This is a genomic window from Tepidimonas sp., assembly GCF_036824975.1.
Taxonomy (GTDB): Bacteria; Pseudomonadota; Gammaproteobacteria; order Burkholderiales; family Burkholderiaceae_C; genus Tepidimonas.
In genome coordinates, this window is record NZ_DAISZC010000043.1 from 1 (window position 1) to 16,624 (window position 16,624).

General features: G+C 69.0%; 18 protein-coding genes. 10 read left to right on the forward strand and 8 right to left on the reverse strand.

Going from position 1 to position 16,624, the window contains the following annotated elements; genetic code table 11:
* Both V7Z54_RS06385 and V7Z54_RS06390 read right to left on the reverse strand, forming a co-directional pair.
* Positions 1-392: tripartite tricarboxylate transporter substrate-binding protein (locus V7Z54_RS06385; RefSeq protein ID WP_334135224.1), on the reverse strand; the 392-nt coding region annotated here is incomplete at its 3' end.
* A gap of 129 nt (positions 393-521) precedes the next feature.
* Entirely contained in the window at positions 522-1,304 is a 783-nt protein-coding gene (locus V7Z54_RS06390; RefSeq protein WP_334135226.1) for an SDR family NAD(P)-dependent oxidoreductase, read from the reverse strand.
* Positions 1,305-1,357: 53 nt separating this feature from the next.
* On the opposite strand from V7Z54_RS06390, the gene V7Z54_RS06395 reads away from it, so the two are divergent.
* The 5 genes from V7Z54_RS06395 to V7Z54_RS06415 are packed head-to-tail and all read left to right on the forward strand — an operon-like array spanning position 1,358 to position 5,431.
* Positions 1,358-2,224, forward strand: a complete 867-nt coding sequence (locus V7Z54_RS06395) for a TatD family hydrolase (protein ID WP_334135228.1) — start codon at positions 1,358-1,360, stop codon at positions 2,222-2,224.
* Positions 2,221-2,859, forward strand: coding sequence for a DNA-deoxyinosine glycosylase (locus V7Z54_RS06400; RefSeq protein WP_334135230.1), 639 nt, complete (start codon positions 2,221-2,223; stop codon positions 2,857-2,859). The genes V7Z54_RS06395 and V7Z54_RS06400 overlap by 4 nt, the downstream gene beginning before the upstream one ends.
* Before the next feature lie 2 nt (positions 2,860-2,861).
* On the forward strand, positions 2,862-3,629 hold the full coding sequence (locus tag V7Z54_RS06405; RefSeq protein WP_334135232.1) for a methyltransferase domain-containing protein: 768 nt from the start codon (positions 2,862-2,864) through the stop codon (positions 3,627-3,629).
* Positions 3,626-4,564, forward strand: coding sequence for a DMT family transporter (locus V7Z54_RS06410; protein ID WP_443082441.1), 939 nt, complete (start codon positions 3,626-3,628; stop codon positions 4,562-4,564). The genes V7Z54_RS06405 and V7Z54_RS06410 overlap by 4 nt, the downstream gene beginning before the upstream one ends.
* A gap of 60 nt (positions 4,565-4,624) precedes the next feature.
* Positions 4,625-5,431 (forward strand): SDR family oxidoreductase, encoded by an 807-nt coding sequence (locus tag V7Z54_RS06415; protein ID WP_334135233.1) that lies wholly within the window; start codon positions 4,625-4,627, stop codon positions 5,429-5,431.
* 112 nt (positions 5,432-5,543) lie between these two features.
* On the opposite strand, the gene V7Z54_RS06420 is transcribed toward V7Z54_RS06415, so the two are convergent.
* Positions 5,544-5,669: a hypothetical protein gene (locus tag V7Z54_RS06420; RefSeq protein WP_334135235.1), complete on the reverse strand. Its 126-nt coding sequence runs from the start codon at positions 5,667-5,669 to the stop codon at positions 5,544-5,546.
* A 66-nt stretch (positions 5,670-5,735) separates the two neighbouring features.
* Complete coding sequence (locus V7Z54_RS06425) at positions 5,736-6,665, reverse strand: DMT family transporter (protein ID WP_334135236.1); 930 nt, start codon at positions 6,663-6,665, stop codon at positions 5,736-5,738.
* A gap of 226 nt (positions 6,666-6,891) precedes the next feature.
* Between V7Z54_RS06425 and V7Z54_RS06430 the strand changes: the two genes are divergently transcribed.
* Positions 6,892-7,881: a quinone oxidoreductase family protein gene (locus tag V7Z54_RS06430; protein ID WP_334135238.1), complete on the forward strand. Its 990-nt coding sequence runs from the start codon at positions 6,892-6,894 to the stop codon at positions 7,879-7,881.
* A 19-nt stretch (positions 7,882-7,900) separates the two neighbouring features.
* Here V7Z54_RS06430 and V7Z54_RS06435 read toward each other — a convergent pair whose 3' ends face one another.
* Positions 7,901-8,356: a hypothetical protein gene (locus V7Z54_RS06435; RefSeq protein ID WP_334135240.1), complete on the reverse strand. Its 456-nt coding sequence runs from the start codon at positions 8,354-8,356 to the stop codon at positions 7,901-7,903.
* A gap of 205 nt (positions 8,357-8,561) precedes the next feature.
* On the opposite strand from V7Z54_RS06435, the gene modA reads away from it, so the two are divergent.
* From modA to V7Z54_RS06450, 3 genes are read left to right on the forward strand one after another with little or no spacing between them, the layout of a single operon-like run.
* Positions 8,562-9,308 (forward strand): molybdate ABC transporter substrate-binding protein, encoded by a 747-nt coding sequence (gene modA, locus V7Z54_RS06440; RefSeq protein ID WP_334135241.1) that lies wholly within the window; start codon positions 8,562-8,564, stop codon positions 9,306-9,308.
* Positions 9,309-9,312: 4 nt separating this feature from the next.
* Entirely contained in the window at positions 9,313-9,981 is a 669-nt protein-coding gene (gene modB / locus V7Z54_RS06445; RefSeq protein WP_334135243.1) for a molybdate ABC transporter permease subunit, read from the forward strand.
* Positions 9,978-11,168 carry an ABC transporter ATP-binding protein gene (locus tag V7Z54_RS06450; RefSeq protein WP_334135245.1) on the forward strand — a complete coding sequence of 397 codons (1,191 nt, stop codon included), beginning with the start codon at positions 9,978-9,980 and terminating at the stop codon, positions 11,166-11,168. The genes modB and V7Z54_RS06450 overlap by 4 nt, the downstream gene beginning before the upstream one ends.
* Positions 11,169-11,222: 54 nt before the next feature.
* On the opposite strand, the gene lspA is transcribed toward V7Z54_RS06450, so the two are convergent.
* Genes lspA through V7Z54_RS06465 form a run of 3 tightly spaced genes read right to left on the reverse strand, consistent with a single transcriptional unit; the run spans position 11,223 to position 15,706 of the window.
* Positions 11,223-11,732 carry a signal peptidase II gene (gene lspA, locus V7Z54_RS06455; RefSeq protein WP_334135247.1) on the reverse strand — a complete coding sequence of 170 codons (510 nt, stop codon included), beginning with the start codon at positions 11,730-11,732 and terminating at the stop codon, positions 11,223-11,225.
* Positions 11,733-11,744: 12 nt separating this feature from the next.
* The gene (gene ileS, locus V7Z54_RS06460; RefSeq protein WP_334135249.1) at positions 11,745-14,645 is read right to left on the reverse strand and encodes an isoleucine--tRNA ligase; all 2,901 of its coding nucleotides are present in this window, start codon (positions 14,643-14,645) and stop codon (positions 11,745-11,747) included.
* A complete protein-coding gene (locus tag V7Z54_RS06465) occupies positions 14,642-15,706 on the reverse strand; it encodes a bifunctional riboflavin kinase/FAD synthetase (protein ID WP_334135251.1) in 1,065 nt (354 codons plus the stop codon). Before V7Z54_RS06465 ends, ileS begins: the two co-directional genes overlap by 4 nt.
* Before the next feature lie 76 nt (positions 15,707-15,782).
* On the opposite strand from V7Z54_RS06465, the gene V7Z54_RS06470 reads away from it, so the two are divergent.
* Complete coding sequence (locus tag V7Z54_RS06470; RefSeq protein ID WP_334135253.1) at positions 15,783-16,340, forward strand: HNH endonuclease; 558 nt, start codon at positions 15,783-15,785, stop codon at positions 16,338-16,340.
* Positions 16,341-16,624 lie beyond the last annotated feature (284 nt).

Consider the following 16,624-nt stretch of genomic DNA (forward strand, 5'->3'; position numbering starts at 1 on the left):
AGCGCGTTGACGAAGGTGGCCAAGCCCGCTACGGCGACGAAATCCCGGGCCGGATCGAACCCGGGGTTGCGCAGCACCTGCGGCAAGATGGAAATGGTGTGGTCGTGGCTGAGGAACAGCGTCGTGCCGTCGGGGGCAGCGGCTTTGAGGGCTTGCGCCGCCAGCTGACCGCCCGCGCCGGCGCGGTTGTCTACGATCACCGGCGCGCCCAGCGCTTCGCGCAGCGGCTCGGCCAGCAGCCGGGCCATCGCGTCCGTGCCGCCACCCGGGGGAAAGCCCACCAGCAGCTTGATGGTGCGGGTGTCGGCCCGCGCCGACCACGGCAGGGCCAGCGCCGTAGTGGCCAGTCCTACCCTCAGCAGATCACGACGGGAAATGGGGTGAGGCAACATCGTTGGACAGCTTCTCGTCTTCGTACTCAGGAAGGGCTTGGTGGGTTTGCTGCCAGACGCTGGATAGGGGCGAGCGTTGCCGGGTACGGTCGATGCACCGCCCCCTGTCCACGCGCTGCACAGCGTACCTCAATTCGCCTCGCGGACATCAGCGATCACTTGTTCTCCAAAGTCGGATCGGTGCAGCCACGCCAGCACCCGCTGCGCTGCTGCCTGGGGACTGGCCAGCTGACCGCTGGCGTGCAGCTGCAGGAAGCGTCCCTGGTCGGGAAAGCCCGCCGGGTCGCTGGTGCGCATCTGCAGCTGCATGTCGGTGTCGATGACGCCCGGTGCCAGCGAGACGATGCGTGCCCCGCGCGGACGCCGCGCCTCGTCCAGCGCCGTGCAGCGCGCGTGGTGGTCCAGCCCTGCCTTGACGGCGCAGTACGCCGCCTGCCCTGCCATGGGATAGCGGCCCAGACCGGAGGAGATGTGCAGCACACGGCGCGGCCCGTCCCAGTCATGTTCGCGTACCCAAGCGTCGGTGACGCGCAGAAAGGCTGCCGTCAGCTGCATCGGTGCCTCCAGCCCCACCCGCAGCGCACGCGACAGCTCGACGGGCGACAGGTTCTGCAGTGGCCCCACCCGCGGCAACACGGCGGCGTTGTTGATCAGCGTGGCGCTGCACAGGGCCGACGGCGCCAGCGTCTGCAGCCAGTGTTGTAGCCGCTCGGCCGCCTCCAGTGTTTCGGCCAAGTCCTGGCTCCATTGCTCCAGATGCGCACCGCTGGCGGCGGCACGCGCCTGCAGCGCCGGGTCCGGGTGGCGCTCAATCGTCAGCAGCAGCGCGTCGGGCTGCAACAGCGCTTCGGCCAGCGCCCGCCCCAGACCGCGTGAGGCGCCTGTCAGAATGGTCAAGTGCCGCACCAACATGCTTTTATTGTGACACCGTTGCCGAGTGGGCGCTGGCCGATAATCGCAGCCCGATGTGGATCGACACCCACTGCCACCTGGACGCACCCGAGTTTGCCGCCGATGCACTGGCTGAGCGCGAGCGCGCTCGGGCCGCTGCAGTGTCGTGTTGCGTGCTGCCTGCCGTGCGTGCCGCGGACTTCGAGGCCGTACGGGCGCTGGCGCATCGCACCGCAGATGTGTACGCACTGGGCATCCACCCTCTGTACGTGTTGCAGGCCAACGAGGCCGACCTGCGGCGGCTAGATGAGGCGCTGGGCGACTGGCGCGACGACCCGCGCTTGGTGGCGGTGGGTGAAATCGGGCTGGATTTCTTCGTGCCCGCGTTGTGCACGCCACAGGCGCGTGCCCGGCAGATGCACTTCTACCGCGCCCAGCTGGCGCTGGCGCAGCGTCATGGCTTGCCGGTGCTCCTGCACGTGCGCCGCGCGGTCGATGCGGTGCTGGCCGGGTTGCGCGCGCAAGCGGTGGCGGGCCGACCCGTGCCCGGCGGCATTGCCCACGCGTTCAACGGCAGTGCCCAGCAGGCACAGGCATTGATGGCTTTGGGCTTTCGTTTGGGATTTGGCGGGGCGGCCACGTTCGAGACGGCACGCCGCTTGCGCGCGCTGTGGGCCACGCTGCCCGCCGAGGCGCTGGTGCTGGAGACCGACGCCCCCGACATCCCGCCGCAGTGGTTGTATGTGCCCGTAGCACAGCGCGCTGCTGGGCAGGATCAGGGCCGCAACACCCCGTGCGAGCTGCCGCGCATCGGTGCGGCTTTGGCGCCGCTGCGCGGTGTCAGTGCCCAGGTATTGGCCGCCCAGACCACGGCCAATGCCTGCGCCGTGCTGCCGCGCCTCGGGGCGTTGGTCAGGCAGGGTCCGAGGGGGACGGGATGAACCCATCCCCACGCTTGCGCGGTCTGTCGCCGATTTGGGGGCCGGGAACGCGGCTGCTGGTGCTGGGCAGTTTCCCCAGCGTGGCGTCGTTGCAGGCGGGGCAATACTATGCCCATCCGCGCAATCATTTCTGGACCATTTTGGGCACGCTGTGGGATTTGCCGTTGGTGCAATGGCCTTACGAGCGCCGCGTGAACGCTCTGCTCGCCCACGGGCTGGGCCTGTGGGACGTGTACGCCGAATGCGAGCGCGAAGGCAGCCTGGACAGCGCCATCCGCGCGCCGCGCCTGAACGACTTGTCCCGTTTGCGTCAGTACTGTCCGGCCCTGCAGGCCGTGGCGCACAACGGTGGTGAGAGCTGGCGCTGTGCGCGCTACACCCGCACCTTGGGGGTGGCGGTGCAGCGTTTGCCCTCTAGCAGTCCAGCCAATGCCTCGTGGAGCCTGCCGCGCAAAATCGCGGCCTGGGCCGAGGTGTTGTCGCGTCACGGTGTGCCCGTGCGCTGGGCGCCGTCCACGCCGCTTTGCCCTGCGCAGGGCCTAGGGCACGCGCCTGCGCATGGTGCCGATGGGGGTGGGGCGGCAAAGCCCGCCGATGTTGGGGCGCTATGCCACACCGGCGCAGGGCAGGGGTGACGATGACGCGCCGCGCCCACGGCCCCGCGTGGCAACTGCCGCCCGTGTCGTTATCCGAAGAGCGGGGGCTGCGCCATTTGCACCTGGGCACGCCCTGGATTCAGGGCAGCATGCGGCTGTCCAAGCCCGACGACTTGGTGCTGCAGTACGTACAGCGCATGATGGCGTGGCTGTTGTTTGTCGACCCCGACCGCGTGGCCCAACGGCGCGCCGTGCAGCTGGGACTGGGGGCGGGGGCCATCACCAAGTTTTGCCACCGGCGTCTGGGCATGGATACCGTGGCGGTGGAACTGAACCCGCAGGTGGTGGCGGCCTGTCGCGCCTGGTTTCGCCTGCCGCCGGACGGGCCACGCCTGCGTGTCGTGGTGGCCGATGCGGCCGACTGGGTGCGCGACCCCGCACACGCTGCAACGGTGGATGCGCTGGCGGTCGATTTGTACGACCACGACGCGGCCGCCCCCGTGCTCGACAGCGCCGACTTTTATGCCGATTGCCGGCGCCTGCTGACGGCCGATGGGTGTCTCACTGTCAACCTGTTCGGCCGCAACGCCCGCTTCGACGTGTCGGTGGCCGCGCTCACGCATGCCTTCGGACGGAAGTCGCTGTGGATTTTTCGGCCCACGGCCGAAGGCAACACCGTCGTGTTGGCGCAGCGCGAGCCCTCGCGCCCGGATGAGGCGCAGCTTGCCGCGCGCGCTGAGACCATAGCTCAGCGCTGGGGTCTGCCGGCCCACCGGTGGCTGCGCGCGTTACGACCGCTACTGCCGTGAACGCTGCCTCGGTGCCAACCCTGTCGCCCCCAGCGCGGCCCGCCGCTGCTCGGCGCGGCGGCCTCCTGTTGGCGGCGGCAGGTGCCATCGCGTTCAGCGGCAAGGCCATCATCGTCAAGCTGGCCTACCGGCACGGGGTCGATGCGGTCACGCTGCTGATGTACCGTATGCTGTTTGCCCTGCCGCTGTTCATTGCCATGCTATGGTGGGTGAGCCGCCGCGGACAGGACGCGCCGCCGGTGCGCGGTCGTGACGCGGTGGGCATCGTCTGGCTGGGATTCACCGGCTATTACGCGGCCAGTTTTCTCGATTTCTGGGGCCTGCAGTACATCAGTGCCAGTCTGGAGCGCCTGATTCTGTACCTGAACCCCACGTTGGTGTTGGTGCTGGGCTGGGTGCTGCATGGCCGCCCGATTCGCCTGCGTCAAGGGGTGGCGATGGCGCTGAGCTACGCCGGGGTGTTGTTGGTGTTCGGTCACGAGGTGCGTTTCGATGGCTGGAATACCGCCGTCGGCGCCGGACTCGTCCTGGCCAGCGCCTTCAGTTACGCGCTGTATCTGGTGCACAGTGGGCAAATGGTGCCCCGCTGGGGCGCGTTGCGCCTGGTGGGGTGGGCCACCGTGGTGGCTTGCGGCTTTTGCCTGGTGCAGTTTGCGCTCGTGCGCCCGCTGTCGGCGGCGTGGGTGCCCTGGCCGGTCATCGGGTTGTCGCTGCTCAATGCGTTGCTGTGCACGTTTGCGCCCGTCGTGATGGTGATGATGGCCATCGAGCGCATTGGCGCGGGGCTCACCGCGCAAGTCGGCATGATCGGCCCACTGTCCACCATCGCGCTGGGTGCGGTGCTGTTGGGCGAGCCGTTCAACGCCTGGATCGTGGCCGGCACCGCGCTGGTACTGGCTGGGGTGTGGTGGGCCAGCCGGGCGTCATCGTCCTGAATGCGCCACAGTCATACGGTGTGCGACGATGCGCTGATTGAATGAACAGAGGAGACCACAATGGACCTGGGTATAGCGGGCAAATGGGCGCTGGTGTGCGGCGCCAGCAAAGGGTTGGGCTTGGGGTGTGCACGGGCGTTGGCGCTGGAGGGCGTCAATGTCGTGATGGCTGCGCGCGGTGCCGAGGCGCTGGAGGCGGTCGCCGCGCGGCTGCGGGCCGAATGGCCACCGGGGGCGCACAACCGGATTTTGACCGTGGTGGCCGATGTCACGACGGAGGCGGGCCGCGGCGCGCTGTTTGCGGTGCCGGGCGGTCCCGGGCGGGACTTTGACATCGTCATCACCAACGCGGGTGGGCCGCCGCCGGGTGACTTTCGCACATGGAGCCGCGACGACTGGTGCCGCGCCATCGAGGCCAACATGCTCACGCCCATTGAGCTGATCAAGGCCACGGTGGACGGAATGGCGGCGCGCGGATTCGGACGCATCGTCAACATCACCTCCAGCGCCGTCAAGGCACCCATCGACATCTTGGGCTTGAGCAACGGCGCACGCAGTGGGCTGACGGGCTTCGTCGCGGGGTTGGCACGTAGCGGCATTGCCGCGCGCGGGGTGACGATCAACAACCTGCTGCCAGGCAAATTCGCCACCGACCGGCTGCGCGCTACGCTCCAGGCCACCGCCGACAAGGTTGGACAGCCGCTGTCAGCCATCGAAGAGGCACAGCGACAGCAGATTCCGGCGCGCCGTTTCGGCACGCCAGAGGAGTTCGGCGCGGTCTGCGCCTTTATCTGCAGCGTGCACGCGGGCTACCTCAATGGCCAGAATCTGCTCCTCGATGGCGGCTTGTATCCGGGAACGTTTTGATCCGCCGACGCCGTGACGACGAAACCCAACGCCGCCCTGTGATACAGCGGCAGCGATGGTCTATCCCAAACCCGCACCAGCGGTAGGACGCCGCCACAGCGCCGTCGTTCGGTCAGGGCAAGCCGGCGTTGCGCATCGCCTGCGCCAGCGCGGTGTGGTTGAGCGCCTCCAGCCCCTGGGCGGCCCTCAAGCGGTCGCGCTCCTCGCGGTTTGTGGCGGTGGGCCGTTTTGACCACACCCGTAGTCTTGAGCGGGACGACACGGCGCCGCACAGGGGCGGACGACGCGATAGGGCGGTTCGCCCTCAAAGCCGCGACGACACCACGATACCGGCCACGATGAGCGCAAATGCGGCGCCATGGTAGGGGTGGGGCGGTTCACCCAGCAGCAACGACGACAGCACGGCGGCGAACAACGGCGTGAGGTTGGTGAAAAAACCGGCCACCGTCGGGCCGGCCCGCTGCACGCCCTCGCCCCAGCAACGATAAGCGATGATCGAGGGGCCGATGGCGACGAACAGCAGTACCGCCACAAGGGTCGGGCTCCAATAGATGGTGGTGGGCATATCCGCGGGTGCCGCGACGCCCAGCCACAGCCATTCCAGGCCGGTGAGCGCGCTGGCGCTGACCAGGCCGAAGACGGTCTGCGCCAGCAAAAACGCTGCCCAGTCGTTGCGGATCTCGGGTGGTTCGGCCCGGCGTGTCAGCAGCCAGCTGTAGCAGGCCCAGGTGAAGGCGGCGGCCAGCATCCAGGCGTCCCCCGGCACCAGGCGCAGCGCCAGCAGTCGAGCCCACTCGCCTTGGGCCAGCACCACCAGCACACCGGTCAGCGACAGTGCGGCGCCGGCCAGCTGGCGCCGCAGCACCGGCGCGCCGAAGAATAGCCGGCCCACCAGCATCATCCACACCGGCATGCTGGACGCCACCAGCGTGACGTTGAGTGCGTTGGAGGTGTGCAGCGCCAGGTACTGCAGCATGTTGTAGCCGGCTACCGCCAGCAGGCCCAGCAGCGCAAAGCGCCGCCAATGCGCCCACAGCGGACTGCTGGGCCGCAGCACCCACCCCGCCAGGGGCAGCAGTATCAGCGCTGCCAGCACCCAACGCAGCCAGTTGAAGGTGATGGGCGGTATCACGGTTGCGGCCCAGCGACCCACGACGGCGTTGCCGGCCCACAGCAGCGGCGGCACAGTGAGCAGCACAATGGTGGAAGCGTTCAGGCGCAGGCTCGGCGGCATCGCCGCACTGTAGCCGAAAGCGCGGCTCTGTGTCCGCCCGGGCGGCGACAGCGCTGCGGGCAAACGCCGGTGACAGCGGGGCGTGCGCGCGCCGTTCAATCGTGGCAACATGGGCGCTTGTGCGGCGGCTCGCCAGCAACGGTTGCCGCGTCGTGTCCAGTGACCCATGCCCGCGGTGCGGCGGCCATGCCGACGCGCTCGGTTTACGTTTTCAGGAGATTTCATCATGCCCCATGCGCGCGCTGTCCAGATCGAGGCCCACGGCGGGCCGGAGGTATTGAAACTGGTGGAGGTCGAGGTGGGCGACCCCGGCCCGGGCGAGGTGCGCATCCGCCACCACGCGATCGGTCTGAACTTCATCGACGTGTACCAGCGCACGGGGCTGTACCCGATGACATTGCCCGCGCGGTTGGGCATGGAGGGGGCTGGGGTGGTGGAGGCCGTGGGAGCAGGCGTGACCCATCTGTCGGTGGGCGACCGCGTGGCCTATGCGTCGCAGCCGCCGGGCAGCTACTGCGATGTGCGCGTGATGCCGGCCATGAACGTGTGCCGCTTGCCGGATGCCATCTCGTTCGAGGAAGGGGCGGCGATGATGCTCAAGGGTTTGACCGTGCAGTATCTGCTCAAGCACTGTCGGCCCGTGGAAGGTTTGCAGCCGGGTGACTTCGTGCTGCTTCACGCCGCAGCCGGCGGTGTAGGGTTGATTGCCTGCCAGTGGGCGCGGGCGCTGGGCCTGCGTCTGATCGGCACCGCAGGCAGCGACGACAAGTGCGCGCTGGCGCTGGCCAACGGGGCCGAGCACTGCATCAACTACCGCCGCGACAACTTCGTCGAGCGCGTGCGGGCCATCACCGGGGGCAAGGGTGTCAAGGTGGTGTACGACTCGGTGGGCAAGGATACGTGGGACGGTTCGCTGGACTGCCTGGCACCCTTCGGGTTGATGGTGTCGTTTGGCAACGCCAGTGGCGCGGTGCCGCCGTTTGCCCCCGGCATCCTGGGGCCGAAGGGCTCGCTGTACGTGACGCGGCAGACGCTGTTCACGCACATCAGCAGCCGCGAGCGCACGCAGGCCATGGCGGACGATCTGTTCCGGGTCGTCACGTCGGGTCAGGTGAAGATCCACGTTGCGCAGCGCTATGCGCTGGACCAGGTGCAGGAGGCTCACCGGGCGCTGCAGGCGCGGCAGACCACTGGCTCGACCGTGCTGCTGCCGTGATCGCTGCTGCGGACTGGGGTCAGCGACGCGCGTCGGCGCGTGGCCGTCGCAGCGGCGCTTCGCACCAGTAGCTCAGCTCGTGGCCGCGCGTGGGCTCTCGCACCACCTGCAGGCCGGTGAAGCCGTGCGGGCTGCGCCGGTGCAGCGTGCGCGGCAGATAGCTGGCTTGGTGCAGCAGATAGGGCTGACCGTCGTGCAGGCCGAAAGTGCGCACGGTGACCCCGGCGCCCGGCGCGGGAGGCAGGCGGTTGGCCACTTCCAACACGATGGTGGCCCCGTGCAGCAGCGGCTCCGGAGAGGTGCCATGGGCGACCGGTTCGATCACGAACGAGCGCGTCGCACCGGCCCATGCCACATGGCACACCACGGGCTGCGCACGCGCGGGCATCGTCAGCAGCAGCGCGGACACTGCCAGTGCCGCAGCGGCCAGTCGGCGCGGTGCGGGGGCGGGGGTACGGGGAGGCAAGACGGCCATGGGAACCATTCTACGCACCGGGGGACGAAGGTTGCGCCCTGTTCGTGATCCCTGGACGCTCGGTCTCGCTGCATCGTTGTATTCCCGCCAACGCCGCCGCGGTGCCCGGCTGGGGTAAAGTCTGGGGCACCTGCATGGGCCGCTGCTTGGACGTGAAATGAGCGTTTTTGTCTTCCCACGACGTCGCCAATGGATCGGGTTGGCCATGGGGTGGGCCGTGGGGGCGGCGCTGGCACCGGCGTGGGCGCAATCGCAGGTCACGGTGGCGGCCGCCTCGGACCTGCAGTTTGCGCTGGAGGAGGCGGCCGCGCTGTTCGAGCGCCAGACCGGCCATCGGCTGCGGTTAGTATTTGGCTCGTCGGGCAACTTCTTCGCGCAGATTTTGCAGGGGGCGCCGTTTCACCTGTTCATGTCGGCAGACGAGCAGTTCGTCTTCAGGCTGGCGGATGCAGGTAGAGCCGTCGATCGCGGGCGGCTGTACGCCTACGGGCGCATCGGCATCATCGTGCCCAAGGGTTCGCCGCTGAAGGCCGATGGGGAGCTCAGGGACCTGGCCGCCGCGCTACGGCAGGGGCGCCTACGCAAATTTGCCATCGCCTCGCCCGAGCATGCGCCGTACGGGATGCGTGCGCGCGAGGCGCTGCAGCACGCCGGCCTGTGGGAGGCGATCCAGCCCCGGCTCGTCTATGGAGAAAATATCTCTCAGGCGGCGCAGTTCGCCACCTCTGGCGCCACCGACGGCGGCATCATCGCCTATTCGCTGGCGCGCGCGCCCCAGGTGGCGGCGCTGGGGGACTTTGCGCTCATCCCCGAGTCGTGGCACCAGCCGCTGGCGCAGCGCATGGTGCTGCTGCGCGACGCGCCGCCGGCGGCCCGCGCGTTCTACGACTTTCTGACGACACCAGCAGCGCAGTCCATCATGGTGCGCTACGGGTTTGCGATGCCGCGCTGAAGCGATGGATTGGACAGCGCTGTGGTTGTCGGTCGAGCTGGCGGCGGCGACGCTGGCGGTGCTGTTGCCCGGCGGTCTGTGGCTGGCACGCTGGCTGGCGCGCACGCGTTTTGCGGGCAAGGCGCTGGTGGAAGGCTTGGTGGTGCTGCCGCTGGTGCTGCCGCCGACGGTGCTGGGATATTACTTGCTGGTGTCGCTGGGGGCCGGCTCGCCCATCGGGCGCTGGCTGCTCCAGACGTTCGATCTGCGGCTGACCTTCAATTTTCTGGGTTTGCTGGTGGCGTCGGTGGTGTTCAACCTCCCCTTCATGGTGCAGCCCATCCAGCGGGCGTTCGAGGCGATACCGCCCGCGCTCATCGAGGCCGCGGCGGTCAGCGGGCTGGGCCGCTGGGCCACGTTGTGGCGCGTGGAGCTGCCGCTGGCCTGGCCCGGCATCCTGTCGGCGGCGGTGCTGACCTTCGTGCACACTCTGGGCGAATTCGGCGTGGTGCTGATGATGGGCGGCAGCATTCCCGGCCAGACCAAGACCATCGCCATCAGCATCTATGACCGTGTGCAGGCGTTCGACCTGGCCAGCGCCGACCGCATGGCGCTGTTGTTGCTGTTGCTGTCGCTGCTGGCGGTGGCGGCCTCCTTTTTTGCCACGGCGCGGCTGATGCGCCCGCGCGCATGAGTCCCGCAGCCGCCGTCCCGGATGCTGCCGACGCCGTGTGCGACGGCGCGCTGCACATGCAGGTGCAGCAGGACCGTCCGATGCCGCTGGCGGGCGAGCTGAGCTGCGCGCCAGGCGAGCTGCTGGCGCTCGTGGGGCCATCCGGTGCCGGCAAGACCTCGCTGTTGCGCTGCCTGGCGGGCCTGATGCATCCCCACTCCGGCCGCATCACGGTTGGCGGGCAGGTGTGGCTGGATACCGCGCGGGGCGTGTGCCTGCCGCCGCAGCGCCGGCATGTAGGGTTGGTATTCCAGCACTATGCGCTGATGCCGCACCTGAGTGCGCGCGACAACGTGGCGTTGTCGCTGCTGCACGTGCCACGCGCCGAGCGGGCGCGCCGCGCTAGCGCGTGGCTGGAGCATGTGCGCCTGTCGCCCGAGCAGCAGCGCCGCCGTCCGGCCGCGCTGTCGGGCGGGCAGCAGCAGCGGGTGGCACTGGCGCGGGCGCTGGCGCGCGAGCCGGCGCTGCTGCTGCTGGATGAGCCGTTTTCGGCGGTGGATCAGATGAACCGGCAGGGCCTGTACGACCTGCTGGCCGATCTGCGCCAGGTGCTGCGCATTCCCATTGTGCTGGTCACCCACGATTTGGCCGAGGCGCGCCAGCTGGCCGACCGGCTGGTGGTGATGGACGCCGGGCGCGTGCTGCAGCAGGGCACCCCGGAGCAGATCTACCGTTCGCCGCGCAACGCGCGCGTGGCCGACTTGGTGGGCGTGCAAAACCGCTTTGCCGGCCGTTGGCTGGGTCCGCTGGCGCCGCAGGACGAGGCCGACGCCGCCGGCTGGCTGGAGTGGCTCGCGTCCGATGGCACGCCCACCGGGCAGCGCCTGCGTGTGCGCGACAAGCGGCGCCTGCGGGTGGGCCAGCGCGTGACCTGGGTGGTGCAGGGGGATGCGCTGCACATCGGAGCCGAGGTCCAGGAGGCGTGCGCCGGTGGTCCGATCGGCTGCGTGGCGCTGCGCGCACAGGTAGTGGCGCGGCGCAACCTGGGCGAGACCACCTTCGCCGAGCTGGCGCTCGACGGCGCCCCTGGCGTGCGGCTGCGCATCACCCGCGCCGGCCCACAGCGGCGCGTTTTGCTGGCCGATGGGTGGCTGGAGGTGCGCCTGGACTGCGACTGGGTGCACGTGATGCCGGTGCGTACCGGCTGACGCCCTTGGGCAGTGCCGCCCCGCGGCAAGCGGCGGACGCACGCGGTGCGCGTCTTAGCGGCTGCGCCGCACGCGGCGGAATTCGTCCACGATCAGGCCGATGGCGCCGATGGTGATGGCGCTGTCGGCCAGGTTGAAGGCCGGAAAGTGTCCGCCTGGAAAGAGCGGCGCCAGCCAGCGGTGGTGAAAGTCCAGCATGTCCACCACGTAGCCGTGCACCAGGCGGTCGATCACGTTGCCCAGCGCCCCGCCCAGCAGGCACGACAGCGAAAACGCAAACAGCCGCTGGCCAGCGTGCGCGCGTAGCATCCAGACGATGAAGACCGCGGCCGCAATGCCGATGGCGGTGAACAACCAGCGCTGCCAGCCGCCCGCGTGGGCCAGAAACGAAAAAGCAGCGCCGCTGTTGTGCACGCGCACGATGTTGAAGAATGACGTCACCGGGGTGACGTCGCCCAGCCGGTAAAAGACCAGGATCAGGCCCTTGGTGATCTGATCCAGCAGCAGAATCAGAAACGCCAACCCGAGCCAGGTCAGCATGCCCTTGGATGAGGCTTTGGCCATGGTGCGCGGCGCTCAGGCGGCGTGGCGCAGTTCACCCGTGCCATGGAGGTTGCTGGTGCAGCGCCCACACAGGTGCGGATGCGCGGGGTCGTGGCCCACGTCGGCGCGCCAGTGCCAGCAGCGCGCGCACTTGGCATGCGGCGATGGCGTCACGGCCACGGCCAGCGCGGCGCCGGGCTGCAGCGTCAACGCCGAGACGATGAATACGAAGCGGGCGTCATCTCCCAGGCTGGCCAGCAGCGCATGGTCTTCGGCGGGCAGAGTGAGCGTGACTTCCGCCTGCAGCGACGGGCCGATACGGCCGGCTGCGCGCTCGTCCTCGATGGCCTTGTTGACGGCGTCGCGGATGGCCAGGATGCGCTGCCACTTAGCCAGCAGCGCCTCATCGGGCGTGGCCAGCGGCAGGTAGGTTTCGGTGAAGATGGATGGGGTGTGCCCGATCAGCCGCCAAGCCTCCTCGGCGGTGAAGGACAGAAACGGCGCAATCCAGCGCAGCAGCGCATGGGTGATCTGATGCAGGGCGGTTTGCGCGCTGCGCCGCGCCACGCTCTTGGGCGCGGTGGTGTAGAGCCGATCCTTGAGCACGTCCAGGTAAAACGCGCCCAAGTCCTCGGAGCAAAACACCTGCACCTTGGCCACCACCGGGTGGAACTCGTAGACATGGTAGCGCGCCAGGATGTCGGCCTGCAGCTGTGCGGTGCGCGCCAGCGCCCAGCGGTCGATCTCCAGCATCTGCCCGGCGGGCACGGCATCCTGCGCCGGGTCGAAGTCGCTGATGTTGGCCAGTAAGAAGCGCAGCGTGTTGCGGATGCGTCGGTAGGCATCGACCACACGGGCGAGGATCTTGTCGTCGATGCCCAGGTCGCCGGAATAATCGGTAGAGGCCACCCACAGGCGGATGATCTCCGCGCCGAGTTTGTCGCTCACCTCCTGCGGCGCCACGACGTTGCCCAGCGACTTGCTCATCTTGCGGCCCTGGCCGTCCACCGTGAAGCCGTGGGTGAGCAGGCCGCGGTAGGGCGCGCGCCCGTACATCGCGCAGGCCGTCAGCAGCGAGGAGTGAAACCAGCCGCGGTGCTGGTCATGGCCTTCCAGGTACAGGTCGGCCTCGGGACCGCTGTCGTGGCCGGCGCCGGCATGGCTGCCCTTGAGCACCGTGGTGTGCGTGGTACCGGAATCGAACCACACCTCCAGGATGTCGGTGCTCTTGGTGTACCGGGCCGGGTCGGTGGCGTCGCCAATGCGCTGCAGGATCTCGGCCGTGGTGAGCTTGCTCCACGCCTCGATGCCACCGGCCTCGACCACCTCGGCGGCCAGGTCGATGATTTCGGGCGTGCGCGGGTGCGGCTCGCCGCTGTCCACGTCCAGCAGGAAGGGCAGGGGCACGCCCCAGCTGCGCTGGCGGCTGATGCACCAGTCGGGCCGGTGCGCGATCATGTCGCGCAGCCGCGCGCGCCCACTTTCCGGGTAGAACTGCGTGTGCTCGATGGCCTCCAGCGCCATCTCGCGCAGCGTGCGGGGTGCCGGGTCGGTGGCAAAGATGCCGCGCGTGGCCTCGGTGGGGGCGTCCATGCGGATAAACCACTGCGCCGCTGCCCGGTAGATGACCGGTGTCTTGTGGCGCCAGCAGTGGGGGTAGCTGTGTGTGATGGATTGAGTGGCGAACAGCCGCCCAGCCGCGCGCAGCGTGTCGATGATGAGCGGCGTGGCCTGCCAGATCGACTGGCCGCCAAACAGCGGCAGCTCCGCCGCATAGACGCCGTTGCCCTGCACGGGGTTGAGGATATCGGCCAGCGCCAGCCCGTGCGCGGTGCAGGCGTTGAAGTCCTCTACACCGTAAGCGGGGGCGGAGTGGACGATACCGGTGCCGTCGTCGGCCGTGGCGTAGTCGGCCAGGTAAACGGGTGCCAGCCGGTCGTAGCCCGGGTGGACGTGCGCCAGCGGGTGGGCAAAGCGTAACCCCTCAAGCGCACGGCCGGGAACGACGGCCAGCACCTGCCCCTGCAGGCCGTAGCGCTGCAGACAGCTTTCAATCAGCGCTTCGGCCATCACCAGTAGCCCGCGTTCGGTGTCCACCAGCGCGTAGGGCAGCTCGGGGTTGAGGTTGAGCGCCTGGTTGGCCGGGATGGTCCAGGCCGTCGTGGTCCAGATGACGGCATAGATGGGTCGTCCCTGCAGTCCCTCGGGGCTGGCGTGTGGCAGACCACTGTTACGGAAGAACGCGGCCAGCAACCGGTCCGGTTCGGCGCACAAGAAGCCCACGTCCAGCGTCTGACTCTGTTTGTCGGCGTATTCGATTTCGAATTCGGCCAGCGACGAGCCGCAGTCGAAGCACCAGTACACGGGCTTCAGGCCCCGGTACACAAAGCCGCGCTCCATCACGCGCTTGAAGGCGCGGATTTCTTCGGCTTCGTTTTTGAAGTCCATCGTGCGGTAGGGCCGGTCCCAGTCGCCCAGCACGCCCAGGCGCTTGAAGTCGGCCATCTGCTGCGCGATCTGCTCGGCGGCAAAGGCGCGCGCGCGCGCCTGCATCTCGTCGCGGCTCAAGCCGCGGCCGTGCTGCTTTTCGATCGCGTTTTCGATCGGCAGACCGTGGCAGTCCCAGCCGGGCACGTATTGGGCGTCAAAGCCGGCGAGCTGGCGCGCCTTGACGATCATGTCCTTGAGCACCTTGTTGACCGCGTGGCCAATGTGGATCTGGCCGTTGGCGTAGGGCGGGCCGTCGTGCAGGATGAATTTGGGCGCACCCTGCCGTGCTGCGCGCAGCTGGCGGTACAAGCCCTGTTCCTCCCACTCGCGTACCCAGCCGGGCTCGCGCTGCGGCAGGTTGCCGCGCATAGGGAACGGTGTGTCCGGCAAGTTGAGCGTGTGGCTGTAGTCAGGCAGGGCGTCGGAGGCGCAGCGTTCGGTCATGATGGACGGGCGGGGGTGGGGCCGTGCGCGGCAAACCAAGCGCGGGCGTCGGCGCAGTCCTGCGCGATGCCGGCGGTTAGCGCTTCCAGGCTGTCGTAGCGGCGCTCGTCGTGCAGCTTGTGCAGCAGCTCGACGCGAATGATTCTACCGTAGGCCTCCCCGGGCGTCGGGGCATGCGCCAGAGCACGCTGTACCCGTTCGGGCCACTGCAGGCAATGCGTCTCCAGCAGCACGCGTCCGCCGTTGACGTCGTCCGGGTCGAGCGACGGGCGGATACCGAGGTTGGCCACGCCGGGCAGCGGCGGTGCGTCGGGGGCCGGATCCAGACCGTACACCTGCACCACGAAAATCCCGCTGGCGGCGGGTTTCCAGTGGTCGAAGCGCAGGTTCAGGGTGCGAAAGCCGTCCGCGCGGTCCGGGGCCGAGGCACCCAACGCGCGACCGAGCTTGCGGCCATGTACCACGTGGCCGCTGATGGCGAAGGGGCGCCCGAGCAGGGCGGCGGCCTGTGCCATGTCGCCCGTGGCCAGCGCTGCGCGCACTTCGGAACTGGACACGCGCACGCCGTGCACCTCGTAGCTCATCATGCGCGCGACGTCGAACCCCCGTGCCGCGCCGGCCGCGTCCAGCAACGCATAGTCGCCGCGGCGCTGCGCGCCAAAGCGAAAGTCATCGCCCACCAGCACGTAGCGCGCCCCCAGCGCGCCCACCAACACCTCATCGATGAAGGCCTGCGCCGACAGGCTGGCCAGCGCCTCGTCAAACGGCAGGATCACACACTCATCGACGCCGCAGCGGCGCAGCTCGGCCAGTTTGTCGCGCAGCGTGGCGATGCGCGCCGGTGCCAATTCCGGGCGGCGCAGGCGGGCGGCAAAGAAGTCGCGCGGATGGGGCTCGAACGTGACGGCGCACGCGGGTACGCCGCGGTGGCGCGCTTCGTTGATGAGCAGCGCCAGCATCGCCTGGTGGCCGCGGTGCACGCCGTCGAAATTGCCAATCGTCAGCGCGCGCGCCGAGCGCGGCTGCCGACGCAGATTGTACATACCATACAAAATCTTCATGGGTACGGGGACCATCACAGGGGCGGCGCGTGCGTGTCACGCGCGTGTCGCCAAAGCGCGCTACTATGACACAGCCATGAGAGTGCTCAAGCTCACCGCGCAAGGCCTGCCCCAGGCGTGGCTCACGCTGGAGGAGGCGGTGCTGCACTACGCTGCCGGCGACGTGCGCTGGGTGGCGGGCGCGCACATTGCCACCTTCCGCGGTGGCATCAACGCGCGCACCGGGCGGCAGTCGGTGGTGGACGTGCACTCCATCATCGGCACCCGGGGGCACATGCCGGTCAACCCATTCGACGTGGTGCCGAGTCTGACCAACGCCAAGCTGTTCGCGCGCGATCGCCACTTGTGCGCCTACTGCGGCGACTGCTTCGACGAGGCGCTGCTGACGCGCGAGCACGTCGTGCCGCTGGCGCAGGGCGGGCGCGACCACTGGATGAACGTGGTCACCGCTTGCCGCGCCTGCAACCACCGCAAGGGCAACCGCACGCCCGAGCAGGCGCGCATGGCGCTGCTCTATGCCCCCTACACCCCGAGCCTGTGGGAGGACTTCATCCTGCGCAACCGCCGCATCCTGGCCGACCAGATGGAGTTCCTGATGGCGCATCTGCCGCGGCATTCGCGGTTGTGCGCCTGAGCTCGCGGCGGCGGGTGGCGGCAGCCGCCGGTTTCCGGCCGGCTCAGGGGATGACGGGCAGCTGAGCGGGGCCTCGCCTGCCGGGTACCCGCAGGGGGCGGGTTGGCGTGTCGTGTCACCGGTTGGCACCGCGGTGTGATACGCTGCGCCGGTGCGCCCCCGGATCGCGGCGCAGGAGAGCCCCATGCTGGTGACCGACACCCCTGCACAGTCCGCACACCGCTGGCGATTTTTCCGTGCCGGTGGAGTCGATCAGGTCCGTATGGACGACGCGCGCGACCTCT